Annotated in this window: 21 protein-coding genes and 1 pseudogene; 14 read left to right on the forward strand and 8 right to left on the reverse strand. The window is 69.6% G+C overall.

The features are described 5' to 3' along the window. Positions 1-71: 71 nt before the first annotated feature. On the forward strand, positions 72-545 hold the full coding sequence (locus ACFYY8_RS24010; protein ID WP_390044433.1) for a hypothetical protein: 474 nt from the start codon (positions 72-74) through the stop codon (positions 543-545). Positions 546-684: 139 nt separating this feature from the next. On the opposite strand, the gene ACFYY8_RS24015 is transcribed toward ACFYY8_RS24010, so the two are convergent. From ACFYY8_RS24015 to ACFYY8_RS24030, 4 genes are all read right to left on the reverse strand, one after another. Then, positions 685-1,590: an NADP-dependent oxidoreductase gene (locus tag ACFYY8_RS24015; RefSeq protein ID WP_390044435.1), complete on the reverse strand. Its 906-nt coding sequence runs from the start codon at positions 1,588-1,590 to the stop codon at positions 685-687. A gap of 146 nt (positions 1,591-1,736) precedes the next feature. Beyond that, the gene (locus ACFYY8_RS24020; RefSeq protein WP_390044437.1) at positions 1,737-2,054 is read right to left on the reverse strand and encodes a hypothetical protein; all 318 of its coding nucleotides are present in this window, start codon (positions 2,052-2,054) and stop codon (positions 1,737-1,739) included. Between the two features lie 535 nt (positions 2,055-2,589). Continuing rightward, complete coding sequence (locus tag ACFYY8_RS24025; protein WP_390044439.1) at positions 2,590-2,928, reverse strand: IS5 family transposase; 339 nt, start codon at positions 2,926-2,928, stop codon at positions 2,590-2,592. Positions 2,929-3,444: 516 nt separating this feature from the next. Beyond that, positions 3,445-4,194 (reverse strand): HXXEE domain-containing protein, encoded by a 750-nt coding sequence (locus tag ACFYY8_RS24030; protein WP_390044441.1) that lies wholly within the window; start codon positions 4,192-4,194, stop codon positions 3,445-3,447. Positions 4,195-4,330: 136 nt separating this feature from the next. Here ACFYY8_RS24030 and ACFYY8_RS24035 point away from each other — a divergent pair, with 136 nt between their 5' ends. The 6 genes from ACFYY8_RS24035 to ACFYY8_RS24060 all read left to right on the forward strand — a co-directional run bounded on the left by ACFYY8_RS24035 (position 4,331) and on the right by ACFYY8_RS24060 (position 10,214). Next, positions 4,331-4,963 carry a TetR family transcriptional regulator gene (locus ACFYY8_RS24035; protein WP_390044443.1) on the forward strand — a complete coding sequence of 211 codons (633 nt, stop codon included), beginning with the start codon at positions 4,331-4,333 and terminating at the stop codon, positions 4,961-4,963. 432 nt (positions 4,964-5,395) lie between these two features. Next, positions 5,396-6,832, forward strand: a complete 1,437-nt coding sequence (locus ACFYY8_RS24040; protein WP_390044445.1) for an MFS transporter — start codon at positions 5,396-5,398, stop codon at positions 6,830-6,832. Between the two features lie 377 nt (positions 6,833-7,209). Then, complete coding sequence (locus ACFYY8_RS24045; protein ID WP_390044447.1) at positions 7,210-8,145, forward strand: phosphotransferase family protein; 936 nt, start codon at positions 7,210-7,212, stop codon at positions 8,143-8,145. A gap of 618 nt (positions 8,146-8,763) precedes the next feature. Next, positions 8,764-9,081 (forward strand): hypothetical protein, encoded by a 318-nt coding sequence (locus ACFYY8_RS24050; protein WP_390044449.1) that lies wholly within the window; start codon positions 8,764-8,766, stop codon positions 9,079-9,081. Between the two features lie 135 nt (positions 9,082-9,216). Next, on the forward strand, positions 9,217-9,513 hold the full coding sequence (locus ACFYY8_RS24055) for a PadR family transcriptional regulator (protein ID WP_390044451.1): 297 nt from the start codon (positions 9,217-9,219) through the stop codon (positions 9,511-9,513). Further along, complete coding sequence (locus tag ACFYY8_RS24060; RefSeq protein ID WP_390044453.1) at positions 9,510-10,214, forward strand: hypothetical protein; 705 nt, start codon at positions 9,510-9,512, stop codon at positions 10,212-10,214. The genes ACFYY8_RS24055 and ACFYY8_RS24060 overlap by 4 nt, the downstream gene beginning before the upstream one ends. On the opposite strand, the gene ACFYY8_RS24065 is transcribed toward ACFYY8_RS24060, so the two are convergent. After that, entirely contained in the window at positions 10,149-10,865 is a 717-nt protein-coding gene (locus ACFYY8_RS24065; RefSeq protein WP_390044456.1) for a TetR/AcrR family transcriptional regulator C-terminal domain-containing protein, read from the reverse strand. The genes ACFYY8_RS24060 and ACFYY8_RS24065 overlap by 66 nt on opposite strands. 107 nt (positions 10,866-10,972) lie before the next feature. On the opposite strand from ACFYY8_RS24065, the gene ACFYY8_RS24070 reads away from it, so the two are divergent. From ACFYY8_RS24070 to ACFYY8_RS24085, 4 genes are read left to right on the forward strand one after another with little or no spacing between them, the layout of a single operon-like run. Next, complete coding sequence (locus tag ACFYY8_RS24070; RefSeq protein ID WP_390044459.1) at positions 10,973-11,554, forward strand: NADPH-dependent FMN reductase; 582 nt, start codon at positions 10,973-10,975, stop codon at positions 11,552-11,554. 6 nt (positions 11,555-11,560) lie between these two features. Then, positions 11,561-13,036: an MDR family MFS transporter gene (locus ACFYY8_RS24075; RefSeq protein WP_390044461.1), complete on the forward strand. Its 1,476-nt coding sequence runs from the start codon at positions 11,561-11,563 to the stop codon at positions 13,034-13,036. 59 nt (positions 13,037-13,095) lie between these two features. After that, positions 13,096-14,946 carry an asparagine synthase-related protein gene (locus tag ACFYY8_RS24080; RefSeq protein ID WP_390044463.1) on the forward strand — a complete coding sequence of 617 codons (1,851 nt, stop codon included), beginning with the start codon at positions 13,096-13,098 and terminating at the stop codon, positions 14,944-14,946. A 20-nt stretch (positions 14,947-14,966) separates the two neighbouring features. After that, entirely contained in the window at positions 14,967-15,608 is a 642-nt protein-coding gene (locus ACFYY8_RS24085) for a DUF6461 domain-containing protein (protein WP_390044465.1), read from the forward strand. Between the two features lie 20 nt (positions 15,609-15,628). On the opposite strand, the gene ACFYY8_RS24090 is transcribed toward ACFYY8_RS24085, so the two are convergent. After that, positions 15,629-18,715, reverse strand: coding sequence for a BTAD domain-containing putative transcriptional regulator (locus ACFYY8_RS24090; RefSeq protein WP_390044466.1), 3,087 nt, complete (start codon positions 18,713-18,715; stop codon positions 15,629-15,631). Positions 18,716-18,971: 256 nt separating this feature from the next. Here ACFYY8_RS24090 and ACFYY8_RS24095 point away from each other — a divergent pair, with 256 nt between their 5' ends. After that, a complete protein-coding gene (locus ACFYY8_RS24095) occupies positions 18,972-19,322 on the forward strand; it encodes a hypothetical protein (RefSeq protein WP_390044467.1) in 351 nt (116 codons plus the stop codon). Between the two features lie 84 nt (positions 19,323-19,406). Here the strand turns inward: ACFYY8_RS24095 and ACFYY8_RS24100 are convergent. Then, positions 19,407-20,126, reverse strand: a pseudogene (locus ACFYY8_RS24100) (GDSL-type esterase/lipase family protein); the annotation flags it as partial. A 373-nt stretch (positions 20,127-20,499) separates the two neighbouring features. Between ACFYY8_RS24100 and ACFYY8_RS24105 the strand changes: the two are divergent. Next, the gene (locus tag ACFYY8_RS24105; RefSeq protein WP_390044469.1) at positions 20,500-21,516 is read left to right on the forward strand and encodes an ATP-binding cassette domain-containing protein; all 1,017 of its coding nucleotides are present in this window, start codon (positions 20,500-20,502) and stop codon (positions 21,514-21,516) included. Continuing rightward, positions 21,513-22,352, forward strand: coding sequence for an ABC transporter permease (locus ACFYY8_RS24110; RefSeq protein ID WP_390044471.1), 840 nt, complete (start codon positions 21,513-21,515; stop codon positions 22,350-22,352). The genes ACFYY8_RS24105 and ACFYY8_RS24110 overlap by 4 nt, the downstream gene beginning before the upstream one ends. Here the strand turns inward: ACFYY8_RS24110 and ACFYY8_RS24115 are convergent. After that, the gene (locus ACFYY8_RS24115) at positions 22,281-25,487 is read right to left on the reverse strand and encodes a BTAD domain-containing putative transcriptional regulator (protein ID WP_390044473.1); all 3,207 of its coding nucleotides are present in this window, start codon (positions 25,485-25,487) and stop codon (positions 22,281-22,283) included. The two genes, ACFYY8_RS24110 and ACFYY8_RS24115, sit on opposite strands and share 72 nt — an antisense overlap. Positions 25,488-25,554: the final 67 nt, after the last annotated feature.

A 25,554-nucleotide genomic window follows, 5' to 3' on the forward strand; every position in this document is an offset into this window, starting at 1 on the left:
GGGCCGTCCCTTTTCTGGAGACGGCCCTGTTCGGTCGGTGACGGGTTCCGGCGGCCCGGTTTTCAGCCTCCGTGATCTCCAAGGAGAACACCAGCTGCTACGACACCTTCACCGAGGCCGTCGCCTTCGCCACTGGCGGCAGGATCACCGACGCGCCCAACGACACCGCCGCCGCCATGGCCGACCCCGGGCTCACCCGCCGCATCAACGCCCTCAGCCAGAACTCATCGGCGCGGCCCACTGTGGCCGAGGAACCGAACGTCATCAGCATCGAGTACGAGCACGACAAGTACTCGGGCCGCTCCTACACCTTCATGGGCAACGGGACAGGCTGCGGCAGGGATCACGACATCACCTATCAGGTCAGCAGTTTGTCAGGCGTCGGAATGAACGAAATGATCAGCTCCTACATCGCCTACGACCGCTGCTTCGTCAAGCACTACGAGCACGATAACTTCTCTGGGAAGAGCACCGACTGGTTGTTCTGGAACCTTTATATAGAGGGATACATGAACGACCGGACCTCTTCCATCAAGTGGAAATGAACCGCCCACACCTGAACCGATGACGCGGCGTCCCGGAACCTCGGCGGGCAGGCGTTCCGCTCACCCTCCCTGTGATCCGTAGCGATCCGACCGGGTTTCCATACCCCAAGTCGCGGGAGTACGGAAACCCGGGTCACGCTCAGAGAACGAGAGCGATCTTTCCTGTCAGCCGGCCACGGCGGAAGTGCTCGTGTGCCTCTCGCACGTCTCGCAGGCCGTACTCGGAGTCGACACGTACGTTCACCTGGTGCGCGTCCACGATCCTGGCCAGTTCGGCGAGTCCCGCGCCGTCCTCGCGTACCTGGTTGACCGTGGTGCTGACCGCCCGGTGGGACAGGTCCGGCACGGGACCGGCCTGGGTGGCGATGGAGGCGTAGCGGCCCCGATCGGCGACGGCGTCGGTGACGAAGGCGCCGAAGGTGTCGAAGACGGCGTCGTAGGCGGCCACGGGCAGCGCGGCGCGGTCCGTCGTGGCCCGTTCGGCCCCGAGTTCCTTCACCACGTCGAGCTGGGCAGGCCGGGAGACCAGCGCGTCCACCCGGGCGCCGCGCGCTCGGGCGAGCTGTACGGCCAGGCCGCCCACGGCACCGGCCGCGCCCGTCACCAGCAGCCGTTGTCCCGCGCGGACGTCCAGCCAGTCCAGCGTCTGCAGGGCGGTGAGCCCGAGCAGTGGCAGCGTCGCCGCCTCCACCAGGCTGATCGCCGAGGGGGCGACGGCGAGAGCGCCGACCGGCATGGCCACGAGGTCGGCCCAGGTTCCCCGCCCTGTTCCAAGCTGGTGGGACATCCCGAAGACCCGTTCCCCCACGGGCAGCGCGTCGGTACGGCTGTCGACGACGACGCCCGCCAACTCCCAGCCCAAGGTCATCGGCAGGGGTGGAGCGCCCTCCCCGATGGCCCCTTCGCGGGTCTTGTCGTCGACGGGATTGATGGCGGAGGCCACGACGCGTACCAGGACCTCGCCGTCCAGCGGGCGGGGCGCGGGTGCCTCGGCGAGGGTCAGGACGTCAGGACCGCCGAAACGGTCGATCCGCACGATGCGCATACTCAACTCCCCCTATGTTCGATCAACGTCCAACATAGGGCGGGGCCGCCCCTGGAGGTACGGCACGGCCCCGGACCGCGTGAACCCCGTACGCGAAGAGAACGGTGCGGCCGGCCGATTCATCGGCCGGCCGCACCGGGTGAACGTCAGAAACGACGCCAGTCGTAACCGATGGCGGCGTATCCCGTCGGGCAGTTCGCGGTCAGACCGGTGGTGTCACCGAAGTCCTTCGCGAAAAGGCTCCAGTACCAGAGACCGTCAGCGCACCTGACGCCGATCTGGTATTTCTCCGGCCCGGTGCCGCCGCACCAGCCGGTGGCATGGCCGGTTCCGGACTGCTGGTAATAGGAAATGGCACAGGTGCCGTTCCAGTCGGCATTGGCGGCGGGGGCGGAGAACAGGGCGGCACCGAAGGCCGCCGAGGCGATCCCGCCCAGGACAGCTGCGCGTATGCGTGTCCGCATAGTAACCTCTCTAATGCGTCTACGGATGTTTCCGTGGGCGGGTGTGTTTTCCAGGCCTCCCGCCCACGGCAATCCTTCTATGCACCCGACTGCTGGTCAAGGCCTTTGTTTCTGCCTTATCCCAGTTCAGGACCGCCCCCGTACCAGATTACAGCCGGCCACTCGGCGCACTGAAAGCATGCATATATTCGGCATTACGACCGGAGAGCTCCGACTCGCTTATCAACCAAAGGAGTATCACGCGCGATTATCGCCGCACCAGACGGCAAAGCTGCCATTCTGGATGGCAGACGAGACCACTCGGGCAAGCTCTCTGACGGCTCCCGCTCCGGCCGGGTCGTTGTCCGGGCGGAAGGTCTCCTCGATGGCCGGACCCAAGGCCTGTCTTCGCCGCCGGTCGGACGCAAGGTCAGCGGCAGGCCGCGAGCTTCGGTGATCAGGTGGGGTTCGGTGGCCGGTCCGCCGCGGGAGCGTCCGAGGACCTGTCGTCCTTGGGATTCCTTCGCGTCGACCGTCCCTCCGTCGTTCCCCTTCCTCAGGTTCCGGCGGCGCGCCGGCGGGCGCGGGCGATGGTCGAGTCGATACTCACGGTCAGTTCGACGGCGCCGATCGAGTCGTCCTTGACCTGCAGTTCTTCCAGGATCCTGACCCAGGTGCCGTCCTCGTCCCAGCGTTTGAACCGCTCGTAGCAGGTTTGCCAGGGACCGTATCGTTCGGGGATGCCCCGCCAGGGCGCTCCGGTGCGCAGTCGCCACAGGATGCCGTTGACGACCTCGCGATGATCGCGCCAGGGGCGTCCCCTGCCGCCCGTCGCGGGCAGCAGGGGCTCGATCCGTCGCCAGGCCTTGTCGGTCAGCTCACCGCGTCTCACCATGAACGATCATCTAGCCGCACCTGAGGAGATCACTTATCAGACAAGCCTTGGGCCGGGTCAGCGACAGTGATGCGGGCTGGTGTCGCAGTCGATGGGGTCAGCGTCGGGATAAATCGACCGAACACTCCCGCTGTCAGAGGTCACGGCCGCCGCAGGCCCGGTACTGATGAATTGCGCGGTACCGATTGCGAAGAACGCGGCTATGATCATTGCAGCCGTGCGCTTTTTGTTCATGTGAACATCTCCTTTTGTCGTCGGACACGAGGAATGATCCTCAGACGGCCTTGTGGATCAGTTGCAAATCACTGGGTCGTGTCTGACAATTCGGCAGAGCATCGGACAGTCGATGGCGACACCTCCTCACGCGCACGACGCCGAACACGTGCCAGGCCGTCGACCGTCGCACAGACGAGTGCCATGACGACGGCGGAGTTGTAGCGGTGGTGGGTACTCCACCAGTCGGACGCGCCAGGGTCAGTGGCCGGCGCCCGTGTGCGGGAAGGGTCTTGCGTCCGTTCAGTGGGCGGCTTGGGTGCCGGTCTTCGCCGTCGCGGCGCGTGCCGGGGGCAGGGACCTCTGGAGGAGGGCGCCGACCAGCAGGATGAGGCCCGCGTTGAGGAGCTGCAGCAGGTCGAGGACGGGTCCGGAGATGACGTCGTTCAGGAACAGGTTGATCGTGAGCAACAGGGAGCCGTGGGCGGCCACGCCGACGCCGACGATGCCGAGCAGACGCCACCTGCCGAGCGGCGGGTCCTGACGCTTGAGGAAGACGCTGGTCATCCAGGCCGAGGCGGGCAGGAACATCACGACCGCGGTGAGCAGCCCCGGGTTGTACGTGCCGGTGGCGAGGGCGGGGACGATGTGGATGAGGCAGTTGACGATGACGATGCTGTAGAACGCGAACCCCATCATCACGTGCTTGCGGGCGAGCAGGGCGCAGATCACCGCCACGACCCAGATCAACCCGATGTTGACGAACAGATAGAACTCTGTCGGGATCGGGCATTCCGGATAGGCGCCCTGGTTGAGCGTGGTGCACAGGGAGTCGGGGAAGGCGTGGTGGGCGCCGTCGGCGGCGATGCCGTACTCCTCAAGGTTGTGGAACAGGTACACGACGACGGCGACCCAGCCCAGCCAGGCCGGGTCCTTCCACCGGGACAGGGCGCGGCCGCTGCGCAGCGCATCGGTCGTCAGGAGGATGACCGTCAGGACGATCGCGGCTCCGAGGCCGATCCAGGCGAACTCAAGATCGAATGTGGAGAACATGCGCGGGGTGCCTTCCAGGGGTTCTTGGTACGGATCCGCCGCTGAGCGGGGGTCGCACATCGGGATCCGGACCACCACACTGTATTTCAACACTTGTTGATGTCAACAGCTGTTGATATCGGATAGAGTGCCTGGCATGAGTGAGAAGGACTCCGAGCGTCCCGGGCGGCCGCCCGGCGGCGATGGCCGCAACCGGGACCGCATCCTGGCCGCGGCCAGGCACGAGTTCGCGGCCAAGGGGTTCCGCGGGGCGACCATGCGGTCGATCGCGGCGGCGGCGGAGGTCGACGTCGCGCTGCTGGCTCACTACTTCGGCAACAAGGACGGCCTGTTCGCCGCCACCCTCCAGCTGCCCGGCCAGGCGGTCCAGCAGGTCCAGGGGGCCTTCGACGGGCCCGTCGGCGAGATCGGCGAGCGCCTGACCCGCGCCTACCTGTCGCTGTGGGAGGACCCCGGCCTGGCCGGGTCCCTGAGCGCCACGGTGACGTCGGCTTTCGCCCACGAAGGCGCCCGCGAGCAGCTGCGCGCCCAGCTCACCGCCGCCCTGCCCGAAGACGTCCTCTCCCTGCTGCCCGGCGACGACCCGGACCTGCGCCTCGCCCTGGCGCTCAACCACCTGTTCGGCATCGCGCTGGGCCGCCACCTGCTCCGGCTCTCGGCCCTGGCCGACCGAGACCTGTCCATCCTCCTCGCCGCCGTCGCCCCCACCGTCCAGCACTACCTCACCGGCCCCCTGGGCTGCCCTGAGCCCGCCGCCGCCCCGTCGTAAACACCCCGGAACGTCATTCGTCCTCGGCCCCGGCATTCGGCGTCACGGCCGGAGAGCTCCGGGTCGCTTGCCGGGCGAAGGAACATCACGCGCGACCATCGCCGCACCGGACGGCGGACGGGATCACCCAGGCAAGCCCCCTGAGGCTCGGGCCGGTCGGAGCGGAGGATCCCCTCGATGGTCACGCGGTCCTAGGTCCAAGGTCCCGGGCCGTGCCGACCTGGCGTCCGATGCCGTGGGAAACGGCGAGCGGCATAGTCGTGCCGGACAGCGCAGAGCACGCGAAGCGGGGAGGGGCGATGACCGGACCGGACGGGCCAAGTCCGGGCGCCGCCCACCCCAGCGCCCTCAGAGGGTGTGCCAACAAGTGTCCGCCGGTCCCGGTGCAGCCATGACAGGCCACCGAACCACACACGGACGAAAGGCACACCCATGTCCGCAACCCAGTCCCCGGCCCGCAGCCGACGGCCGGGACGGAGCCTCGCGCTGCTCGCGCTCGGGCACCTGATCATCAGTCTCGACTTCACCATCATCTATGTGGCCCTGCCCGACATCGCGACCGATGTCGGCTTCACACCGCACACCCTGCAATGGGTGATCACCGCGTACGCCGTCCTCTACGGAGGCTTCCTGCTGTTCGGCGGCCGGCTGTCCGACCTGATCGGGCGTCGGCGGATGTTCGTGCTCGGCATGGCGCTGTACGGCGTGGCCTCCGTACTGGGCGGCCTGGCCACGACCCCGGCGGTACTGCTCACCGCGCGCGCCTTGCAGGGTCTCGCCGGCGCGGTGCTGTTCCCCGCGGTGCTGGCCCTGGTCAACACCACCTTCGCCGAGGGCAGGGAACGTAACCGCGCCCTGACGGTCTGGGCCATGGCGGGCGCGGGCGGGCTCACCGTGGGCGCGCTGGTCGGCGGGGTGCTCACCCAGGCGCTGGGCTGGCAGGCCGTGTTCTACGTCAACGTCCCGCTGGCCGCCGTGGGGGCCGTCGCCGCCTTCGTCCTGCTGCCCTCCGACGGCCGTGTCACCAGAGGAGGCGTCGACGTTCCGGGAACCCTGACCGGTACCGCGGGCGTCACGCTGTTGATCTTCGCGGTGGCGCACGGCTCCGAGGTCGGCTGGGGACGGACCGAGGTGATCGGCGCGGCCGCTCTCGCGGCGGCCCTGCTGGTCGTGTTCCTGCGCGTCCAGGCCCGCGGCCGGACACCGCTGATGCCACTGCGGCTGTTCCGCAACCGCGCGTTCAGCGGAGGAGTCGTGGTCATCCTCGTCTTCGGGTTGACGATGCAGGCCGTGCCGTACTTCCTGACGCTGTACTTCCAGAACGTCCTTGGCTTCAGCGCTCTGGAGACCGGGCTGGCGTTCCTCGGCCCGACGCTGTCGATCACGGCGGGCAACTTCCTCAGCGAGCGGCTGATCCACCGTTTCGGCACCCGGAACACGCTGGTCGTCGGCATCGTCTTCAACGCCGTGGGCGCCGTGCTCCTGGCCCCCGGCATGCACGTGGGCGGATCCTTCCTCACCGTCCTGGCCGGGGTCGTCGTCATCGGTCTGGGCATGGGCGTCACCTACGAGGCCATGTGGATCGCCGCGGGCACCGGCGTCTCGGCGGACGAGCAGGGCCTGGCCTCCGGGGTCGCCTCAACCGCGCTGCAGGTGGGAACCGCCGTGGGCCTGGCGGTGCTCGTGGCCGTCGCCAACCGCGACATCGAAGGACAGGCCCTGGCCACCGCCTCCTCCGAGGGAATGCGCACAGCCGTCCACGTCCTGGGCGCCGTCATGCTGACAGCCGTCCTGGCCGCGTTCAGGCTCCCCGGCTCGCGTGCCAGGGACACCGTTATCTCGAGTGGCTCTCGGCGGTCAGACATGTAAGGCATGTGGGGGTTCGTGGATCACGCCTGACCGGTATCCAAGGGTCGTCAGGCATGTTGACCACGTCAGGAACGAGGCCGATCGTCATCTAGAGTCGTCGAACGAACCTGCTGGCCGGCCGCTTGAAAGCCTGTCGGGCACGTAGGCTGGGCGGTCGTCTTGCCGGGCAGCAGGTTCGTCCCGGCCTGCCGCTGTCCCGCTGCCTTAGGACCGGGTGACCTCTGCGGGCACAACGGGCGCGTCGCAGGGCATCGATCAGACCAGGAGGTCAGGGTTTCGGGCGTTGCGATCGCCCCGGCCTTGTATGAAACCCTGCCGCCGTCAGCGGTCGAAAAGGGCGAGGCGGCGCCCAGCCGTCCGTGTCAGCATGCTTCGTCATGGTGGAATACGAGACGAGCAACGAAACCTTGGCCGCCATCGCCAGCCGGCACAGGATCAGCGCCGAGCAGGTGCGACCCCTTCCGCAAGGGGTGGCCAACCATGTCTTCCTTCTCGGAGACGACCTGGTCCTGCGCGTCCCACGGGCCGAGCGGTTCCTCCCGGACCTGGTCAAGGAGTCCGCGGTCATTCCCCTCGCCCTGCACGTCGGCGTGCGCACTCCGGAAGTCATCGCCTTCGATGACACCTGTTCGGTGGTGGACGTGCCCTACATGGTGCTCACCCGAACGCGGGGAGTAGATCTCGCAGGCCTCGAACCACCCGTCGCCGACGCAGAACATCTCTTCCGGGACGTGGGGCGAGAGCTGGGCAAACTGCACTGGCTATCCCCGGACACCGCACCGGCCCTTACTGACGTCCCTGTGGATAACGACGTCACAGACCCCTGGGCACTCATCGATCGCCTCCTCCAAGACGGCTGGATCGACGCCGAGACCGCCCGCTGGCTCACCGGATGGTTCGACCGGCTCTCACCTCATCTCCCCACCAACCCGCCTATGGTCTTGGTTCACGGCGACGTCGCTCCGCAGAACCTGCTCGTCTCCCCGAAGACGAACCAGCTCAACGGCATCGTGGATTGGGGCGATGCCGCATGGGCCGACCCCGCTGTCGACTTCGCCAAAATGCCCCTCACCGGCATCCCGGCCATGCTCGACGGCTACCGACAGCAAACCGGCCAGGAAACCTCAACGAGCGCACCGACCTGGGAAGCTCGCGTGCTGTGGTTCCATCTCACCTGGGCACTTGGACGACTGAAAGATCCGGTCCCGCGCCCGGGCGAACGCCACTGGACCGCCCCTCCGGCCAGCCGACTTCTCGGCCTGCTTCGCTTCTTCGCCTCGGCTCCACCAGCCCCTTGGGCCGATCTGTCCTGATGCCTCGCCCGGACCCACCCGACGATCTGGACGGCCTTCCCTGCGACACCGTCAGGACGCCGAACCGTAGGGCGATTCCTGCCTGCGAAGGAAGGGGGGCTCCGGTCGGGGCGGGAGGCCGGTCGTCCTGTACTCGCCGGGTCTGCGCAGCGACCGCGGCCTCGGCACCGTCCTGACCAAGGAGCCGACCGGTCACGGCCACCTGGTCGGGGCCGTCGACCGCACCTACGACACCGACCAGGCCGAGTTCCCCGGCGGCCGGGTGGAGGCCTTCGTCGTGACCGGCGGCTCCGGGGCCAGTTCGCCATTGACGATCCGCTGACGGAGCCGATCCGCGATAGCGAGGTACAGGACTCCTGACTGATCCACGATTCCAGCTTGACGCGGGCCACCTTGCCCATCAAGCAGGGCGGCTCGGGCGGAGGCGAAAGCGTCACAGTCCCTGAATGACTGTCGATCAGCGCTTTTCACATAATTTCCTACCAGAGCTGGATAGTGCGGACTTATCACGAAGAACCACTAAAAAAACGGGCCTTGACGGCGGGCGGAGCGCGTCTATCTTCCTTTTAGGAAGCTTTCTTAACAGTGCTCCACCTTCTACCTGCTGGAGGCCGGCAGATGCACATCGGAAAGCACGCCGCGGTCCTGGCCGCGTCCCTTCTCGCCGCCACCACGCTCTTCGCCACCCCCGCCCAGGCCCAGCCGACCGGGTGCAGCGGGGGTACGCTCAACCCGACCGGAACGGGTGGAACCGCCTGGTACTACTGCAGCGGCGGAGACGGCCAGTACGCCTTCTCCTACCGCGTCAAACATCCCAACCCGCAGGCGGACACGTGGCTCTACGGCTACCGCACCGAGTGCGTGTCCCCCGGGCAGCTCCTCCAGTTCAACTACGTCTGGGGACAACGCGAGGTGACGGGAACGGTCTTCTGCTGATTTCTCGCCGACGGATCCTTCGCGATCCGTTCCCGGCCCGTTCTCGGTCCCGGGCGTTCTCCACGCCCGGGACACAGCGGACGTATCGTCATCGATAGGGGGTGTCCGATAATCGATCCGCCACCGAAGATCCGATTGACCGTCACCACACGACTTGTCCTTGATCTGTTCCTGGCCACCGATCCCGATGACCCGCTGTGGGGATACCGCGTCACCGAGGAGACCGGGCTCGGCCCCGGCACGGTCTATCCCTTTCTCGAACGGCTGGAGAAGGCCGGGTGGATCACCGGTTCCTGGGAGGTGGGTGTCCCCGAGGGCCGGCCCCGGCGCCGTCTCTACACCCTGTCCGGCACCGGCCGCCAGGAGTACGCCGCCCTCCGGCAGGGCCGTACCCCCCTGTGGTCCTGGAGCCTGAGGGGGGCCGGACGGTGATCGACGACCCGGTCGGCATGGCGGGCTGGTTGGACTCCGACTCCCCGGAGCCCGTCGAGCTCAGTGACCGCGACCGCCGCGGGATCATCGGCGTCGTCGCCTTCCTGACCTTCGTCCTCATCGCCTTCAGCGTCTACGCCGGGCTGGACACGGGCGAGCTGAGGGTCGGTCTCACCTTCGGCGGGATGTCGCTGTTCGTCGGCGGCTTTCTCTTCGCCAACAACCTCGACGTCCCGACGATCCGGGACAGGGTCCGCCTGTCCTTCACGCTCGACCTCGCGCTGCGCGTCGGTGGCCGCGCCCGACGGTGGCGGGCCGAAGACTGGCAGGCCGCCGTCGAGGCCTCCCCGAACCCCGTCCGGTACGGCCTCGGCCTGGTCCACGCCGCCCTGCTGATGAGGCTGTACGACCTCGGCACCCAGCTGCTGAGGGCCGTGCGCTGGGTACTCGCCTCCAACCATCGCACCTGGTGGCCGCTCGGCACCGGGATGGTCGCCGGCGCGGTCCAGATCCACCTCTCCCAGGGCTGGGGCTCGGTCTTCTACACCATCCCCGTCATCACCACCTTCTACGCGGGCGTCGAATGGCTCCGCCGTCGCTGGAACATCCAGGTGTCCCGCAGGCCGGGAAGCGCCTCAGATGCCAAGGCGGGTGGCGATGCCGTCGAGGAGGCAGTCCAGACCGAGGTCGAACTGCCATGAGGCGTCGTCCTTACGGGCGGCGGTGTGCAGGTAGTGCTCGAAGGTCGGATAACGGCCGGTCCGCATGTGCCACATCATCAGCGGGGCGAGTTCGTCGCGCAGTTCGGCTCCGCCGGACAGGCTCTGCTCGCTCACGAGAGTGCTGACGGCGCTTTCGTAGCTCATGGCGCCGTGCACGTAGGCGTCCACGGCACGGAAGACGCCCATCATCGTGTCGGCGTCCAGGCCCAGGCCGTCGAGCGCCGTCAGAGCCTGCTCGGCCACGGTCATCCGGTTCGGGGTGAGGGACAGCTTGGCCTGCGGGGGCAACCGGGCCAGCCATCGGTGCCGGATCATCAACTCACGAGTCCGTACGGCGAGGGCGCGCAGGCTCGGCCGCCAGTCGTGGCCGTGGGGCAGACGCAGATCGGTGTAGACGTGATCGACCATGAGTTCCAGCAGGTCGTCCTTGCTGGACACGTAGCGGTAGGGCGCCATGGGCGCGACGCCGAGTTCGGTGGCCAGGCGACGCATCGTGATGGCCTCAAGGCCCTCGGCGTCGGCGACCGCGACAGCCGTCGTGGCGATGCGCCGTGGCGACAACGTCTGGCGGGGAGCCGGCGAAGGCCGTTCCAGCCGCTCCCATAGCGGTTCGTTCCTGTCGGTCGCCATGCCGTCCCTTCCTCGCGTTCGTGTACAACGTATCAGCAGTAGACAACGTACACACGCCTGTGTACGTTGTATCCCACTCGATACGCTGTACACTTCTGAGGAGCGTCATGCTGAACATCGCAGTCATTCTCGGCAGCACCCGTGACGGCCGTTTCGGCCCCGCCGTGGCCACCTGGGTCATGGGCCACCTGGACCGGCGCGACGACATGAGCGCCGACCTGATCGACCTGGTCGAGACCCCGCTGCCGACTGTCTTCCCGGTGCTCGGCCAGCCGCCCGCCACGCAGGAGGCCAGGGACCAGCTGGCGGCCGTCTCACCGCGGATGGCGGCGGCCGACGCCTTCGTCATCGTGACCCCCGAGTACAACCACAGCTTCCCCGCGGCGCTGAAGAACGCCATCGACTGGCACGCAACCGAGTGGCACGCCAAGCCCGTCGCGTTCGTCTCCTACGGAGCCTTCTCCGCCGGACTGCGCGCCGTCGAGCACCTTCGGCTCGTCCTGGCCGAACTGCACGCTGTCACCGTCCGCGACAGCGTCGGCCTTCAGCACCCCTGGGCGCAGTTCGACGGCGACGGCAAAGCCGTGGACCCGGCCGCCGACGCCGCCGCCAAGGTCATGCTGGATCGGCTCGCCTGGTGGGCACACGCGCTGCGCGAGGCCAGAGCCGCCCGACCCTACGCCGCCTGAACCGCCATGAACCGCCTTGGTGTCTTCGGGCTGCTCATCGGCATGTTCCTGGCCATGCTCGACGGCCTGATCGTGGGCACCGCGCTCCCCACGATCGCCGGCGAGATCGGCGGCCTGGACCTGCTGCCCTGGCTGGTGACCGCCTACATGCTCGCCGCCGCGGCCACCACCCCCATCTGGGGCAAGATCGGCGACCTGTTCGGCCGCAAGGCCACCTTCGTCACCTCCATCACGCTCTTCCTGGCCGGGTCCACGCTCTGCGGCCTGGCCCAGGACATGGCCCAGCTCATCGCCTTCCGCGCCGTGCAGGGACTCGGCGCGGGCGGGCTCATGGTCGGCGCGCTGGCCATCATCGGCGTCCTGGTCCCGCCCCGCGAGAGCGGCCGGCTGCAGTCGATGATCGGCGCCATCATGCCGGTCGCCTACGTCGGCGGGCCACTGCTGGGCGGCCTGCTCACCGACCACCTCAGCTGGCGCTGGACCTTCTACGTCAATCTTCCCCTCGGCGCCCTCGCCCTGCTGCTCATCGTCACCCGCGTCCACCCGCCGCCCGTCGAGCGCCACCGCCCCCGTATCGACTACGCCGGAGCGGCCCTGCTGACCATCGCGATCGTGGCCCTGACCCTGCTGGCGGGCGGGGCCTCATGGGCCCTCGGCGCGATCGGGCTGCTCGCCGTGGGCGCCTTCGTGGCCGTGGAACGCCGTACGGCGGAGCCGATCATCCCGCCCCGCCTGTTCGCCGACCGCGACTTCACCCTCGCTCAGGCCCTCAGCTTCCTGGTCGGCGCGGTGATGGTCACCGTGACCAACTACCTGCCGCAGTACATGCAGTTCGTCCAGGGATCCTCCCCCGCAGCCAGCGGCATGCTGCTGCTCCCACTGATGTTCGCCATGCTCGGCGCCCAGTTGGTCGCCGGTCGCCTCATCAGCGCCAACGGCCGCTACCGGGTCTATCCCGTCCTGGGCGGAGCCCTCACCGTCGCGGGTGCGCTGGCCCTGCTCCGGCTCGACGCCGACACACCCGTCGTCCTCGCCTCAGCCCTCACCCTTCCCATCGGGACGGGGATCGGCCTGGTGATGCAGAGCACCACTCTGATCACCATGAACAGCGCCGCCCCACGCGACATGGGCGCCGCCAGCGGCACCCTCACCCTGCTGCGCACCATCGGCGGATCGCTCGGCATCGCCCTCCTGGGCACGCTGTACGCCTCCCACCTGGGGTCGGCCACGGCCGACCGGCTGACCGGCGGCGCCGAACTCACGCCCGCGCTCCTGCCGGATCTGCCCGTGTGGGCGGCCGACGCCGTACGACTGGCCGTCGTCGACGGCCTGCACGTCATCCTGGTCGGCGTCGTCGCGCTCTCCGCGGTCGCCTTCGCCGCCTCCTGGTTCATCCGGGAGACCCCCCTCCGGGCCACCACCACGCCACCGACCGGCACCCCGGTGCCTTCCGAGCGCTCATCGGAACACGGCTCTTCGTGAAGGCGAATCCGGGCATCGGCGGAACAGGGGTGTGGATCACCGATGCCCGGGAGGTCGCCTTGCGTGTCCATCTGATGATCGTCGCCAGACGTACGGGCGTCCCGTTGCCGTCCGTGGTCCTCGACGCGGCACGCCAGGGGGTCTCCCGCGCCTTCCCGGTGCCCGCCACGACCGTGACCTCGGACGAGTGGCACTCGGCCACCGGTGAAACGGCGCTGCTTTCCTGGTCGAACGAACCCGAGGGGCACGGGCTGCCGATCATGTGCTCCGGTGGCGGCCGGGTCGCGGCCCTCACCGGGCACCTGGCCGAACCGTCCGAGGTGGACCGGTTGCTCGCCGTACCCCGGCTCGGAGAGGCCGTCACCCGCACCGGCGGTGTCTTCTCGATCTTCCGGGCCGACGGGACGGAGGTGAGCGCCGCCACCGGACTCACCCGGGCCTGCCCTGTCTTCCACGCCGAGACCCCGGACGTCCACGTCATCGGCAGCCGCGCGCTGCTCGTGCACCTCGTCGCCAGGGCCGCCGAGACGTCGTCGAGCCGCCCCTCGATCGTCTGGGACCTGGCCGCCCTTGAGTCGATGGTGCGGGCGGGCTACTTCCTGTCCGACGAGACGCCGTTCCACGGGGTCGGCGCGCTGCCTCCGGCCGCCGAGATCAGGGTCGAGGGCGGTCGCCGTACCATCACCGAGACCCCGCTCCCCGAGGCCCGCGAGGCCCCCGCCTCCCGGCGCGCGGCGCGCGCCCAGATCGACGAACTCGCCGACGCGCTGCTCACCGCCGTACGGCCGCTGCGCCACACCGCCGAGCCGGTACGGCTGTCGCTCACCGGTGGCCGTGACAGTCGTCTCCTCGCCGCGCTGCTGCACAAGGCCGACATTCCATTCGTGACGGCCACCTCCGGACATGACGACAGCCCCGACGTGGTGCTCGCCGAACGTGTCGCGCGGGCCCTCGGCGTACGGCACAGCGTCGCCCGGCCGAAACGGTCCGACGACGGCACGGAGCTGGTCGTCGCCCATCCCCACGTTCGCGGCCACAACGTCCTGTTCGCCTGCGAGGGCATGATCTCGGTCTACGAGAACATCCCGGCCGGCATACGGTTCGACCCCACGCCACGAATGTCCGGGCACGGCGGGGAGATCCTGCGGGGCGGTTTCCTGCACAACCAGGCCGTCCTGGACGCCAAGGCCGTCAGGCGGCGGATCGACGGCCTCTTCAGCAGGAACGCCGACCTGCTGACCGACCAGGGCAGGCGGCACGCCCAGGCGCTGGCCTCCCCCTGGCGGGAGCTGGACGGCCCCGGCGCCCTGGACCGGCTGTACCTGGCGCATCGTGTGGGCCGCTGGCACGCCGCCTCGCGGGCGTCGTTGCTGCGCGGACAGAACCCGGTCCCACCGTTCCTCGACAACCTGGTCGTCAGGACCGCGCTCGGGATCGACCCGCTGTGGCGACGCTCGGAGGCGCTCATCCACGGGGTGATCAACGCCTTCGCGCCCTCGCTGCGGGACGTGCCCGTCGAGGGGCGTCCGTGGCGGTTCACCGAGGAGAGCCACCCCAGCCTGTGGGACCGGCTCCGCTCACGCGGCCTGTCCTCGCGTTCCGGGCCTTCCGGTTCCTCTGCCGGCTTCTTGAAGGCTTCCGCGGCTTCCGGGGGGAAGCCCTGGAACTGGCGGACCGAGCCCTCAGCCGAGCTGACCGGCCTGCTGCGCGCGGCCGTGATCGACGACCGCGGGGAACTGCGGGCGGACGGGCTGGCACACGTCGTCGACGCGACCCAGGTGGCACGGCTGCCGGACTCCCGGATGGACGTCCTGTGGCACCTCTACACCGTCTCCACGATGCTCACCGACGCCTTCGCCGCCCCCGGCCCTCCTGACCTGCCTTCCCTACGCATCCCCATTCCCCGTTGATCGAATGGTTGACTTCCCCCATGCGTCTTCGGCGGGAAACTCAGCTCTATCGGCTCCTCGTATCGACCGTGTTCACCGAGGGGCTCGACCACGACATGGACCTGTGGGCGCTGGGATTCGGTGCCACATGGGTTCAGGGAATGGACGCCGCGGCCATCACAGCGGAATCCTCCCTTGACCCGAGCACCCGCACGCCCTGCCGTCTGAGTGAGATTCTCGACCGTAACATCGACGACGGTTCCGTCTGGGTCGCCGAGGTCGGAGACTGGCTCTGCGTCGTGCCCGGAACGCACGACGACCGGTCTTTGCCGCCTCTCAGCGCCAACGGCGGGCAGGCCGTCGGCCTCACCATGGACATCAACCACACCGAGCGGTTCTCGTACGCCCGCGACGGGCGCATGATCGTCTCCTTCGACCCCCTGTCGCCCGACGAGCGGTCCGGTGACGACCCGCACGCGCTCGACCACCTGATGGAGGGGCTGCGTTTCCAGCTCAACGACCCGTACGACCCCGCGACCCCGGGAAGCCCCGAGGACCTCGTGGAAGAGGACGAGAGCATCAGCTCGACGCTGACGCTCATCGGACGGCTGACGGGAACGGACATCGCCGCCGACTGGTTCGACGCCCCACATTCCTGTTTCAGGCCCGCTTCGCAGCGGTGACCGTAGGTCCTCGCGCCGCGTCACCGCCGCGTGCGGTGCCCGTCCTCCTCACGGCGTGCCGGCTGCGGCCTCCCTTCGAGGTCGGCCAGGAGCGACAGCGCCAGGTCCTCCAGCAGGAGGTAGCCCGTCGAGGACGCCTGGTCCAGAGCTTGACGGGCGTACCGGAGCGCACGGTCGTGCGTGCCCAGGTCGGCGTGCGCGCGGGCGAGGCCGAGCAGCGGCCTGACCTGCAGATGCACCATGCCCGCCGTGACGGCGTACGTGAGTGCTCGCTGGTGGGCGTCGAGAGCCTCGCCGTGCTGTCCGGTCATCGCCTGGACGGTGCCGAGGACGTGCGTGGCGCGGCACATGGCGTAAACGTGGCGCGCTCCTTCGGCGCGCTCACCGGCCGAGACCACGGCCTCAAGGGCGAGATCGAGACGGCCGCGGTCACGGTGGATCTCCGCCAGCGTGGTCAGGCTCTTGGCCTCGGGCACGTGCAGGCCGCTCTCGCGGTCGTGGCCGAGCGCCTCGGTGGCGAGGGCCAGTGCCTCGTCCAGGTCGCCGCTGAGGCGCCGGACGGTCGCGAGCTCGTTGAGGGAGTGGCTCAGATCGCTGGCGCGCAGGCGACGGTGGAGGGCGAGGGCGTCGCGCAGGTGCCGTTCCGCCGCCTCCAGGTCGCCGCATTCCAGGTGCACGGTCCCCAGGTTGCCCATGGCGCGGGCCTCGCCGTAGGTGTCGCCGATCTCGCGGTTGAGCTCGACGGACCTGACGAGGTGGTCGATGGCCTGGCGCAGCCTGCCCAGGTCATGGCAGGCGGTGGCGGCGTTGTTGTGCGCGGCGGCGGCGCCCGCGGGCCAGCCCGCGCGCTCGCTGTACCGAATGGCCAGCTCGCAGGCGGCGCGGGCGGCGGAATAGTCGGCGCGACACAGAGCGGCCGTGCCTGCGCAGAGGTGCGCCGCCGCCAGGCCGAGCGGGTCGTCCTCGGCGGTGGCGGCGTGTGTCGCGGCGTCGGCGATCGCCACGATGTCGGCCAGGCTGGTGGCGGTGTGGTGGGCGAGGTGGCCACGCAGGGCGTCGGCGATCAGCCAGGCGTGTCGCCTGGGGCCGGTGATCGGAGGCCGGCGGGTGGCGGAGGAGGGGTCGGCGGCGCCGGCGGCGTGCAGGGCGAAGGCGACGAGGTTGGCCTGTTCGGCGCCGAACCAGGCCATCGCCTCGGCGCGGGGGCTGAGCCCGGACGGGACGGGAAGCGGCAGGCGGGCGATCGAGGGATAGGCGCTCTCCGCCGCCGCGACGGCCTCGGCCAGGTACCGGTCGCCGAGGCGTTCGAGAGCCTGGACGCCGGTCGCGGGGTCGTCGTCGCGGAGCGTGAGCTCTCCCGCGTACTGCCGGAGCAGGTCGTGACAGGTGTACCGGTACGGCCGGTACTCCTCGATCAGGTGGGCCGCGGCGAGGCGGTCCAGGAGCTGTTCAGCCTCGGCGATCTCGATGTCGGCCAGGGAGGCGACGGCCGGCGCGGTGACGTCGGGCCCCTGGACCAGCCCCAGCAGCCTGAACAGGCGCCGCTCCGCCTCCGGCAGGCCCGTGTACGACAGCTCGAACGCCGCCCTGACCGCCACGTCGCCGTCGATCCGCAGCAGGTCCAGCCCTCGCGCGGACAGCGCGGCGGCGTACTCCCCCAGCGACCTTCGCGGACGCGTCGCCAGCGTCGCGGCGGCCACGCGCAGCGCCAGCGGGAGGTGTCCACACAGCCGTACGATCCGCTCGGCCGCCTCCGGCTCCGCGGACAGTCGCCGATCCCCGACCATGGAGGCCAGCAGCCGGACGCTGTTGTCCTGGTCGAGCACGCCGAGTGACAGGTTCCTGGCGCCGTGGGAGACGGTCAGCCCGGCGAGCGCGTTGCGGCTGGTGACGACGACCAGGCAACCGGGAGCGCCGGGTAACAGGGGTCGCACCTGCTCGGCCGTCCGCGCGTCGTCGAGCAGCACCAGCATCCGACGGCCCGACAGGCGCGAGCGGTACAGGCCGGCCGCGGCCTCCTCCTGCTCGGGGATCCGTTCCGGGGGTATCCCGAGCGAGCCGAGCATCCGCACGAGTGCCTCCAGCGGAGGCATGGGCGGGCGGGGCGAGTGCCCGCGCAGGTTCACGTAGAGCCGGCCGTCGGGGAACTCCTCGGCCACCAGATGGCCGAACCGTACGGCCAGGGCGGTCTTGCCCGCGCCGGCCGCGCCGGTGACGGTCGTGACGGAGGGAGCGCCCGCGGCGAAGGCATGCCGGCGCAGCAGCTCCAGATCGCGTTCGCGCCCCACGAAACCAGTCACGTCGGCGGGTAACTCGGCGGGCACCTGCCTCACCTCGTCGCGTCCGTGGAACGGCTCGGGGTCGGGGGCGTCGGCGAGGATGGTCGCCTCCAACCTGCGCAGCTCGGGCCCGGGGTCGAGGCCGAGTTCGTCCGCGAGCAGGGCCCGCCCCTCGCGGTACACCTCCAGCGCGTCGGACCGCCGCCCGGAGCCGTGCAGCGCCGTCATGAGCAGCGCCCGCAGGTGCTCCCTCAGCGGATGCTCGGCGAGCAGTTCGGACAGCTCACCGACCAGGTTGCGATGCCGGCCGAGAGTCAGGTCAAGTTCGGCCCGCTCCTCCAGGACGGTCAGGCGCAGTTCCTCCCACCGTCCGGCGAAGGCCGCCAGCTCCTCCAGTTCCAGGTCGGCGAGCACCGGGCCGCGCCACAGTGTCAGGGCCTGCCCCAGCAGGTCGGCGGCCTCGGCCCGCCGTCCGGCCTGAGCCGCCTGCCTGCCCCGATCGACGCACCGCTCCGCGTGGTGCGTGTCCACCAGGCCGCCGACCAGCCGATAGCCGGACCCCTCCGTCCTGATGATCTCCGGCTCGGCGCCCATCCCGCGTAACTCCCTGCGTAGGGCCGCTATCGCGATCATGACCTGGTTGCGTACGGTCGCCGGCGGGTGCCGCCCCCAGGCGGTGGCCAACCGGTCGATGCTGAGCACCTGGCCGTGGCCGACGGCCAGCATGGCCAGTACGGCCCGGGCCCGCGGGCCGCCCAGCCGCACCGGCCTGCCGTCGACCGTCGCTTCGAGCCGCCCCAGGATGTTGAACCGTACGTCAGCCCCCATGTGATCACGATAGCGAGGGTAGGCGCCTCGTCCGTCCGGAGAGAAACCGTGGTCGTTTCACGCGGGGGCGAGGGCCGTCACCCGGAAAGAAAAGGGATCGTTCTTCGGAGGTCACGACCGGCGTCGCCGTCATATCGGATCGATAGCGAAACAAAAGCGGGCGTTCGTAGGGTCGTGACGAATCTCAGGCCGAAACGGTGGGCCGTGCGACACGGCCGGCCGCGAGCCTGAACTCCCTTCAGAGAAAGCCGAAGAAATGAACAACAAGACAAAGTTCGCGTTCGCCGTGGCGGTCGGCACGCTCGCCCTGTCCGTCTTCGCCACCCCTTCCAACGCCAGTTCCGCCGGTGCCGGCCTGCAGATGTCCTCCACGAACAAGGCCGCCTGCCAGGTTCAGCACCACTTCTACGACGTCGGGAACGCCAGGAGGGTGGACCTCTCCAACGAGTGCTCCTCCACGCGCTACGTCTGCATCGACAAGGTCTGGAACCGGGACTCCGGGCCGCACGCCGTCCCCGGACGGTCGACGAAGACCGTCTCCTACGCCACCTGGCCCGAGCCGACCGGCCGGAGCGTCTACTACGCGAGTTCTTCCAGTAGCTGCTGAACGCGCTATACGCCGCTCATAAGAGCCGAAGAGAATGGCCGGCGACGGGACGGGGGAGTTCCGGCTGACTTTCTCCGAGGCGTCTCACCCAGGCGTCGCTGAGTTCCACAGGCGCGGTCGCCGACGATCGGCCGTGACAGGAGATTCCCCGGTCCGCCGTACGGCGCCTCGCGCTCCTGTTTCGGACCCGTTCCACAGCGGTGACCGCGGGTCTGGGGTGCCCGATGGTGTGACCGGCGCATCGGGCACCCCAGAGCCTTCATTCAAGAGTGGAAGGTGTCGAAGTAGTTCGCCGGGAGCTTGTTGAGCCAGGCGTGCATCACTCCGGTCCAGCCGATGCGCAGGAAGTCGGCCTTTCTTCTCGTAGCCCTGGTCGGTGAGGTGAATGCCATCGGTGCCGATGTCGGAGAGCTCCGATCCGGTGGTGTCGGTGTACACCACACGCAGGCCGCGTTTCACCAGCAGGTCGACCATGGCGGGGATCTGGGCGGTGAACGCCTCGCCCCGCGCGTTCTTGGCCGGATCCCTGAAGGGCTGCATCCCCGCCACCAGGACGACGGCCCTCGGAGAGTCGTCGGCGATCTGCTCGACCAGTCTTTGGAGCCGCCCGATCGCACCGTCCGTCTGGATGTCGTAGATGACGTCGTTCCCGCCGGCGATGAGCGTGATGACGTTGGGCTTGAACACCTTGACCGCGCACCGGGCCTTCCCGGCGATCAGGTCGATCGTGTACCCGCGCCAGCCCTCGACCTCCCGGTCCTCCATCGTCCCCACCCGGACCGAGCCGACCCAGTCCACCCAGGGAGTGACGTCGTCACCGGCCTCGGCGACGGCCGGCTCCCGCGTTCAAGGCCGACGGTGGACCCGGCAAACGCAGCCGTGCGACCGGCGCGGTGTGTAACGACTTTCTCAAGAAGCTCTTCTAAAAAGACGTCCCGGTAGCGCCCGACTCGGCGAACCGGCGCGTCATGACGGAGCGGTCACGGTCGCGGGCGCGTCGGCTCTCTCGGCCAGATCGACTACGGGCTTGGGGTACGACCGCCTCCCGGCGGTGGGCGCTCCTTTGGTTCTCCGGCGCGATGTCGTTGACGGTTTCCGCAGCCCTCGGTTTCACCCCGGAGGCGCCGCGAAACCGGGGCGAAGGTGCGGTGAAACCCGGGTCGTCGAACCTGTGTCCATGAGCATCACTCAAGAGACAAGACAGACGAGGTCCGGTGCCGAGAAGGCGGTGAGCGCCGTCCGGGCCGAGGGACTGGTCAAGACGTTCGGCACGTACCGGGCCGTTGACAAGATCGATCTGGACGTACGGCCGGGCGAGGTCTTCGGGGTCCTCGGCCCCAACGGCGCGGGCAAGACCACGACGATGCGGATGCTGGCGACGCTGCTGAAGATCGACGCCGGACGCGCCGAGATCTTCGGCGTCGACGTGGCCGACAACCCGCACGTGATCAGGCAGCTGGTCGGGGTCACCGGCCAGTACGCGTCGGTCGACGAGAACCTGACCGCCCGGGAGAACCTGTGGCTGTTCGGACGGCTGCAGGGCATCGGCTCCGCGGAGGCGAAACGGATCTCCACCGACCTGCTGGGGCGGTTCGGGCTTGAGGAGGCCGCCAACAAGCCGATCGCGCAGTTCTCCGGGGGCATGCGGCGGCGGCTCGACCTGGCCGCCAGCCTGATCACCAGGCCGCCGTTGATCTTCCTGGACGAGCCGACCACCGGACTCGACCCGCGGACACGCGGACAGATGTGGGACACCATCCGTGACCTGGTCGCCGACGGCTGCACCGTCCTGCTGACCACCCAGTACCTCGACGAGGCCGACCAGCTCGCCGACCGGATCGCCGTCATCGACCACGGCAGGAAGGTGGCCGAGGGCACCCCGGACGAGCTGAAGACCACGGTCGGCGACTCAGCCCTGCAGGTCGTGCTCGCCGTACCCGGTGAGATGCGGCAGGCCTCGGACATCGTGCGCCGTGTGGTCGGCGTCGAGCCCGTGCTCAGCCCGGAGCAGGGACGGCTCACCGCCCCGCTCGGCCAGGCGGACCTCGCCGCCGACGTGCTGATCGCACTACGCACCGCGGGGGTGTCCGTAGCGTCGGTGAGCGTGGACAAGCCCAGCCTGGACGAGGTGTTCCTGGCCCTCACCGGTCACGAGGCCGACGAGAAGAACGACAACGACGGAGAGAACCGATGAGCACCCTGACCGCACCGGCCACTCGCCAGCCCGTACGGGCCGCCGACCGGGTGACGTCCGCGCGGCGGCGCGTCTCGGTCGGCGAGACGCTCGGCCAGACCATGATGATGGCCTGGCGGGCGGTGAAGAAGATGTTCCGCAACCCCGAGCAGTTCATCGACGTGACGCTGCAGCCCATCCTGTTCACGGCGATGTTCGCCTACATCTTCGGCGGCGCCATCGCCGGGAACGTGGGCAACTACCTGCCGCTCATGATTCCCGGCATCCTCGCCCAGACCGTGCTGACCACCTGTATGGCGACCGGCATCCAGCTCCGTGAGGACATGGAGAAGGGGGTCTTCGACCGGTTCAAGTCGCTGCCGATCGCCCGCATCGCGCCGCTGGCCGGGCCGATGGTCGCCGACCTGGTGCGTTACACGATCGCCTCGGGGCTGACCTTCGGCATGGGCGTCCTCATGGGCTACCGGCCGGGCGGCGGCGTGCTCGGGACGCTCGGCGCGATCGCGCTGTCGATCGTCACGGGCTGGTCGCTGGCGTGGGCCTTCACCTGGGTCGGCACCATCGCGCGCAGCGCCCAGGCGGTGCAGGGCATCTCGATGATGATCATGTTCCCGCTGACGTTCCTGTCCAACGCGTTCGTGCCGGTGGACACGCTGCCGGGCTGGCTGGCCGCCTTCGTCCGGGTCAACCCGGTCTCGCACCTGGTCACGGCGGCCCGCGACCTGGCCAACAACGGTGTCGTGAGCGGGGAGGTGGCCTGGACGCTACTGGCCTGCCTGATCTGCATCCTGATCTTCGCGCCGCTGGCGGTGCGTTCCTACAAGCGGCACATCTGAGCCGTGGCCGCGCAGCGCCTTCCTGGCCTCGTCGAGCAACTCGGGGCCGCGCCGGTCGCCGTACTCCGCCCGTATCGCGGAGATCAGGCCGGGCGCGGCCCTCTCCGCGTGCGGCTCGATCCGGTCGAAGGCCATGCTGGACATCATCTGGCTGTAGGAGAAACGCTCGGCGAGCACCAGCAGCCTGATCGCCTCGTGCGCGGGCAGCGCCTCCCACAGCAGGCCCCACGCTCCGAGCGCGAACAGCATCGTCCCGACCACCGGGTAGTCGATGTAGAGGCTGCGCGCGCTCAGCATCTCCCCGTCCAGCAGGAAGGACCGGTCGGCGAACAGTTCCTCGCCGTGACGCAGGTCGGACGGGCCGGCGTGGTAGGCGTGGGCCGTCAGCGCGAAGGCGGTGATGACGATCACCCACGGTTCGCTGCCGCTCGGAAGACCTGCGGTCAGCCGCATGTCACGGGCCCGCTGTACGGCCAGGCGGTACTGGGCCAGGGCGTGCGCCGTGTCGCCGCGGGCGAGGGACAGTTCGGCCGCGCACATCGGGATGAACACCATCTCGCCCTGCACCGCCTCGCTCTCGCTGATCCGCGTCAGCTCGGCGAACTCGGCCTCGGCCGTCTCCAGATCACCCGTCTGGATGGCGTTGTGGATGATGACGGCGCGCAGTTGCACCTCGTCGTCGGTGGCACCGATCCTGATCATGGCGGGAAGGGCGGCACGGGCGTGGCGGACCGCCTGCTCGTGGTCCCCCTGCTGCAGGGTCAGCTGGGCGAGTGTGGCCCGCAGGACGGCCTTCTGCCACGGCCCGTCGTCCTCCCGTGCCACGGCCAGCGCCCGCTCCGCCGCCGCGCACGCGGCCTCCGCCGCTCCGATGTTCTCCAGCGCGTGGGCCAGCGCCTGCCCCGCCATCAGGGCGAGATCGTGGTCGGAACTCAGGCTCAGCTCGGTCAGTCGCCGGATGACCTGGTCTCCGACGGGGGAGTCGCCGGCCAGCACCACCCGCGTCATCGCGGCCAGGCGGGGATCGGGACTTTCCCGTTTGGGCAGGTGGGCGAGCAGGTCACGCAGCGTGCGGTCGGTCATCCCCATCATGTTCATGAGCATGATGAGCAGGGCCGCCCTGGTCGCCTCCTCAAGCTCCGGGGGCGGGACCCAGCCGTCGAGCGCCTGGACCAGCGCCTCACGCAGCACGACGATCCTGGGGTGGTCGCCACGGATCGACCACAGCGCGCCCACTGCGGACATCAACTGCATCACCGTGCCGGCATCGCCCTCGCCGAGTGCCCGGCGCAGCTGGTCGGCCAGGTTGCCCTCCTCGGCGCGCAGCGCGTCCACGGCCTCGAACTGGCGGGTGCTGAACAGGTAGCCGATATGGCGTATGCCGTACTCGACGGCCCAGGACCGTTGCGCCGCCCGCGCCCGCTCCTCCTCACCGGCTTCGGCCAGGCGCATCAGGCCGAACTCCCTGACCGTCTCCAGCATGCGGTAGCGCAGGCCGTACGCGGTCTCCCTGACGCTCAGCAGGGACTGCTCGACCAGCGCGTCCACGGCGTACAGCGCGTCCGCGCCCAGCATGTACTCGGCCGTCTCCAACGTGAAGCCGTCGCCGAACAGCGACAGCCGGCTCAGCGCGCGCCGCTCCCGCTCGCCCAGCAGGTTCCAGGACCAGTCGATGACCGCCAGCAACGTCTGGTGCCTGTCGGGGGCGCTGCGGTTACCGCCACGCAGCAGGGCGAACCGGTCGTTGAGCCGCCGTCTGATCTCCTCGACCGACATCATCCGCGTCTTGGCCGCGGCCAGCTCGATGGCCAGCGGCAGACCATCGAGCCGGGTGACGATCTCGCGCACGACCTCCTCGTCGAGCCGCACACCGGGACGGGCCGCCGTGGCCCGCTGGCCGAACAACTCGACCGCGTCACCCGTGGCCAGCTCGCCGAGCTGGTGGACCCGTTCGGCGGGGATCGCCAGCGGAGCGCGTGAGGTGGTGAGAACCCGCAGGTCACGGGTGGTGGCGATGAGGAAGGCCACCAGGTCGGCCACGGCCTCGACGACGTGCTCGCAGTTGTCCAGGATGAGCAGGGAGGGCACCTGGTCCAGGTGGGCGGCGATGCGGGCCCGCACGTCGGCGCGCTGCTGCGGGGTCAGCGCCCGCCGCCCGACGACCGAGTCACGCACCCCGAGCGCGGAGCCCACCTCGTCCACCACGCCCTCGGGAGAGGACACGGCGACCAGTTCGACGAAGTGCGCCACCGGCTGCACGGCGTTCCTGCCCGCCACGTGGGCCAGCCGCGTCTTGCCCAGCCCGCCGGGGCCGACGATGGAGACGACCCTGCCGCTCTGCAGCAGGGCGTGGACCGTACGGATGTCGTCCTCACGGCCGAGCAGCGAGGAACCGTCGTAGCGAAGCCCCTCGCGCACCGGCCGGTCGGCGGCCAGCAGCCCGGCGTGCACCCGCGTCAGCTCAGGCCCGGGATCGGTGCCGAGCCGGTCGGCGAGGTCGGCCCGGTAGCGTTCGTAGCGTTCCAGCGCCGCGGCGACACCGCGCACCGCCGCCTCACTGCGCAGCAGGCAGGCCAGCAGTTCCTCGTCGTGCGGAAGGGCGGCCGCGCGCTCCTCAAGCAGGGGAAGCGCACCCGCGTGGTCGCCGTCCCTGCCTCGCGCGAGGGCCAGCACCCGGCAGGCCTCGGCCAGGTGTCCGGCGGCGACGGCGCGCAGGTCGGCCAGCGCTCCGGTCGACGGCTCACGGCCGTTCCCCGCCAGGGTGATCGCCTGCTCGGCGCACCGGCGGGCCAGGGCCGTGTCCCCCTCGCCCAGCGCCTTGACCGCCCGCCCCACGAGGTCGGCGAGCAGGTGGGCGTCGACCTGGTCCGCCGACAGGCCCAGCCGGTAGCCGTGCGCCGTACGCACCACGACGTCGGGGCCGGTCGCGGACCGGGTACGGGAGACCACGACCTGTAGCGCCTTGACGGGGTTGGCGGGCGGGTCCTCCCACCACAGCTCCCGGACCAGGTGATCGTCGCTGACCCCGGCCTTTCCGTGCAGCACGAGCACGGCCAGCAGGGCATGCGCGCGATCGCCCGCCAGTGGCCTACCCTCCCAGCGGACACCGTCGAGCAGGGTCAGCACCGGAGCCACGCACCCCAGCTTACGGCGTATCGGCCTTCCAGTAGCAATGCATATATTTCCCCCTCAAAAGGCCGCT

Source organism: Streptosporangium sp. NPDC001559 (assembly GCF_042893955.1).
In the GTDB taxonomy this organism is placed as follows: Bacteria; Actinomycetota; Actinomycetes; order Streptosporangiales; family Streptosporangiaceae; genus Streptosporangium.

What these genes read in the sequence shown, in the direction of transcription:
- ACFYY8_RS24085 (WP_390044465.1), top strand. Translation starts at nt 14,967, where the DNA reads ATGCGTCTTCGGCGGGAAACTCAGCTCTATCGGCTCCTCGTATCGACC.
- ACFYY8_RS24070 (WP_390044459.1), top strand. Translation starts at nt 10,973, where the DNA reads ATGCTGAACATCGCAGTCATTCTCGGCAGCACCCGTGACGGCCGTTTC.
- ACFYY8_RS24030 (WP_390044441.1), bottom strand. Translation starts at nt 4,194, where the DNA reads ATGTTCTCCACATTCGATCTTGAGTTCGCCTGGATCGGCCTCGGAGCC.
- ACFYY8_RS24025 (WP_390044439.1), bottom strand. Translation starts at nt 2,928, where the DNA reads ATGGTGAGACGCGGTGAGCTGACCGACAAGGCCTGGCGACGGATCGAG.
- ACFYY8_RS24035 (WP_390044443.1), top strand. Translation starts at nt 4,331, where the DNA reads ATGAGTGAGAAGGACTCCGAGCGTCCCGGGCGGCCGCCCGGCGGCGAT.
- ACFYY8_RS24020 (WP_390044437.1), bottom strand. Translation starts at nt 2,054, where the DNA reads ATGCGGACACGCATACGCGCAGCTGTCCTGGGCGGGATCGCCTCGGCG.
- ACFYY8_RS24095 (WP_390044467.1), top strand. Translation starts at nt 18,972, where the DNA reads ATGAACAACAAGACAAAGTTCGCGTTCGCCGTGGCGGTCGGCACGCTC.
- ACFYY8_RS24050 (WP_390044449.1), top strand. Translation starts at nt 8,764, where the DNA reads ATGCACATCGGAAAGCACGCCGCGGTCCTGGCCGCGTCCCTTCTCGCC.
- ACFYY8_RS24090 (WP_390044466.1), bottom strand. Translation starts at nt 18,715, where the DNA reads ATGGGGGCTGACGTACGGTTCAACATCCTGGGGCGGCTCGAAGCGACG.
- ACFYY8_RS24040 (WP_390044445.1), top strand. Translation starts at nt 5,396, where the DNA reads ATGTCCGCAACCCAGTCCCCGGCCCGCAGCCGACGGCCGGGACGGAGC.
- ACFYY8_RS24110 (WP_390044471.1), top strand. Translation starts at nt 21,513, where the DNA reads ATGAGCACCCTGACCGCACCGGCCACTCGCCAGCCCGTACGGGCCGCC.
- ACFYY8_RS24065 (WP_390044456.1), bottom strand. Translation starts at nt 10,865, where the DNA reads ATGGCGACCGACAGGAACGAACCGCTATGGGAGCGGCTGGAACGGCCT.
- ACFYY8_RS24075 (WP_390044461.1), top strand. Translation starts at nt 11,561, where the DNA reads ATGAACCGCCTTGGTGTCTTCGGGCTGCTCATCGGCATGTTCCTGGCC.
- ACFYY8_RS24105 (WP_390044469.1), top strand. Translation starts at nt 20,500, where the DNA reads ATGAGCATCACTCAAGAGACAAGACAGACGAGGTCCGGTGCCGAGAAG.
- ACFYY8_RS24015 (WP_390044435.1), bottom strand. Translation starts at nt 1,590, where the DNA reads ATGCGCATCGTGCGGATCGACCGTTTCGGCGGTCCTGACGTCCTGACC.
- ACFYY8_RS24045 (WP_390044447.1), top strand. Translation starts at nt 7,210, where the DNA reads ATGGTGGAATACGAGACGAGCAACGAAACCTTGGCCGCCATCGCCAGC.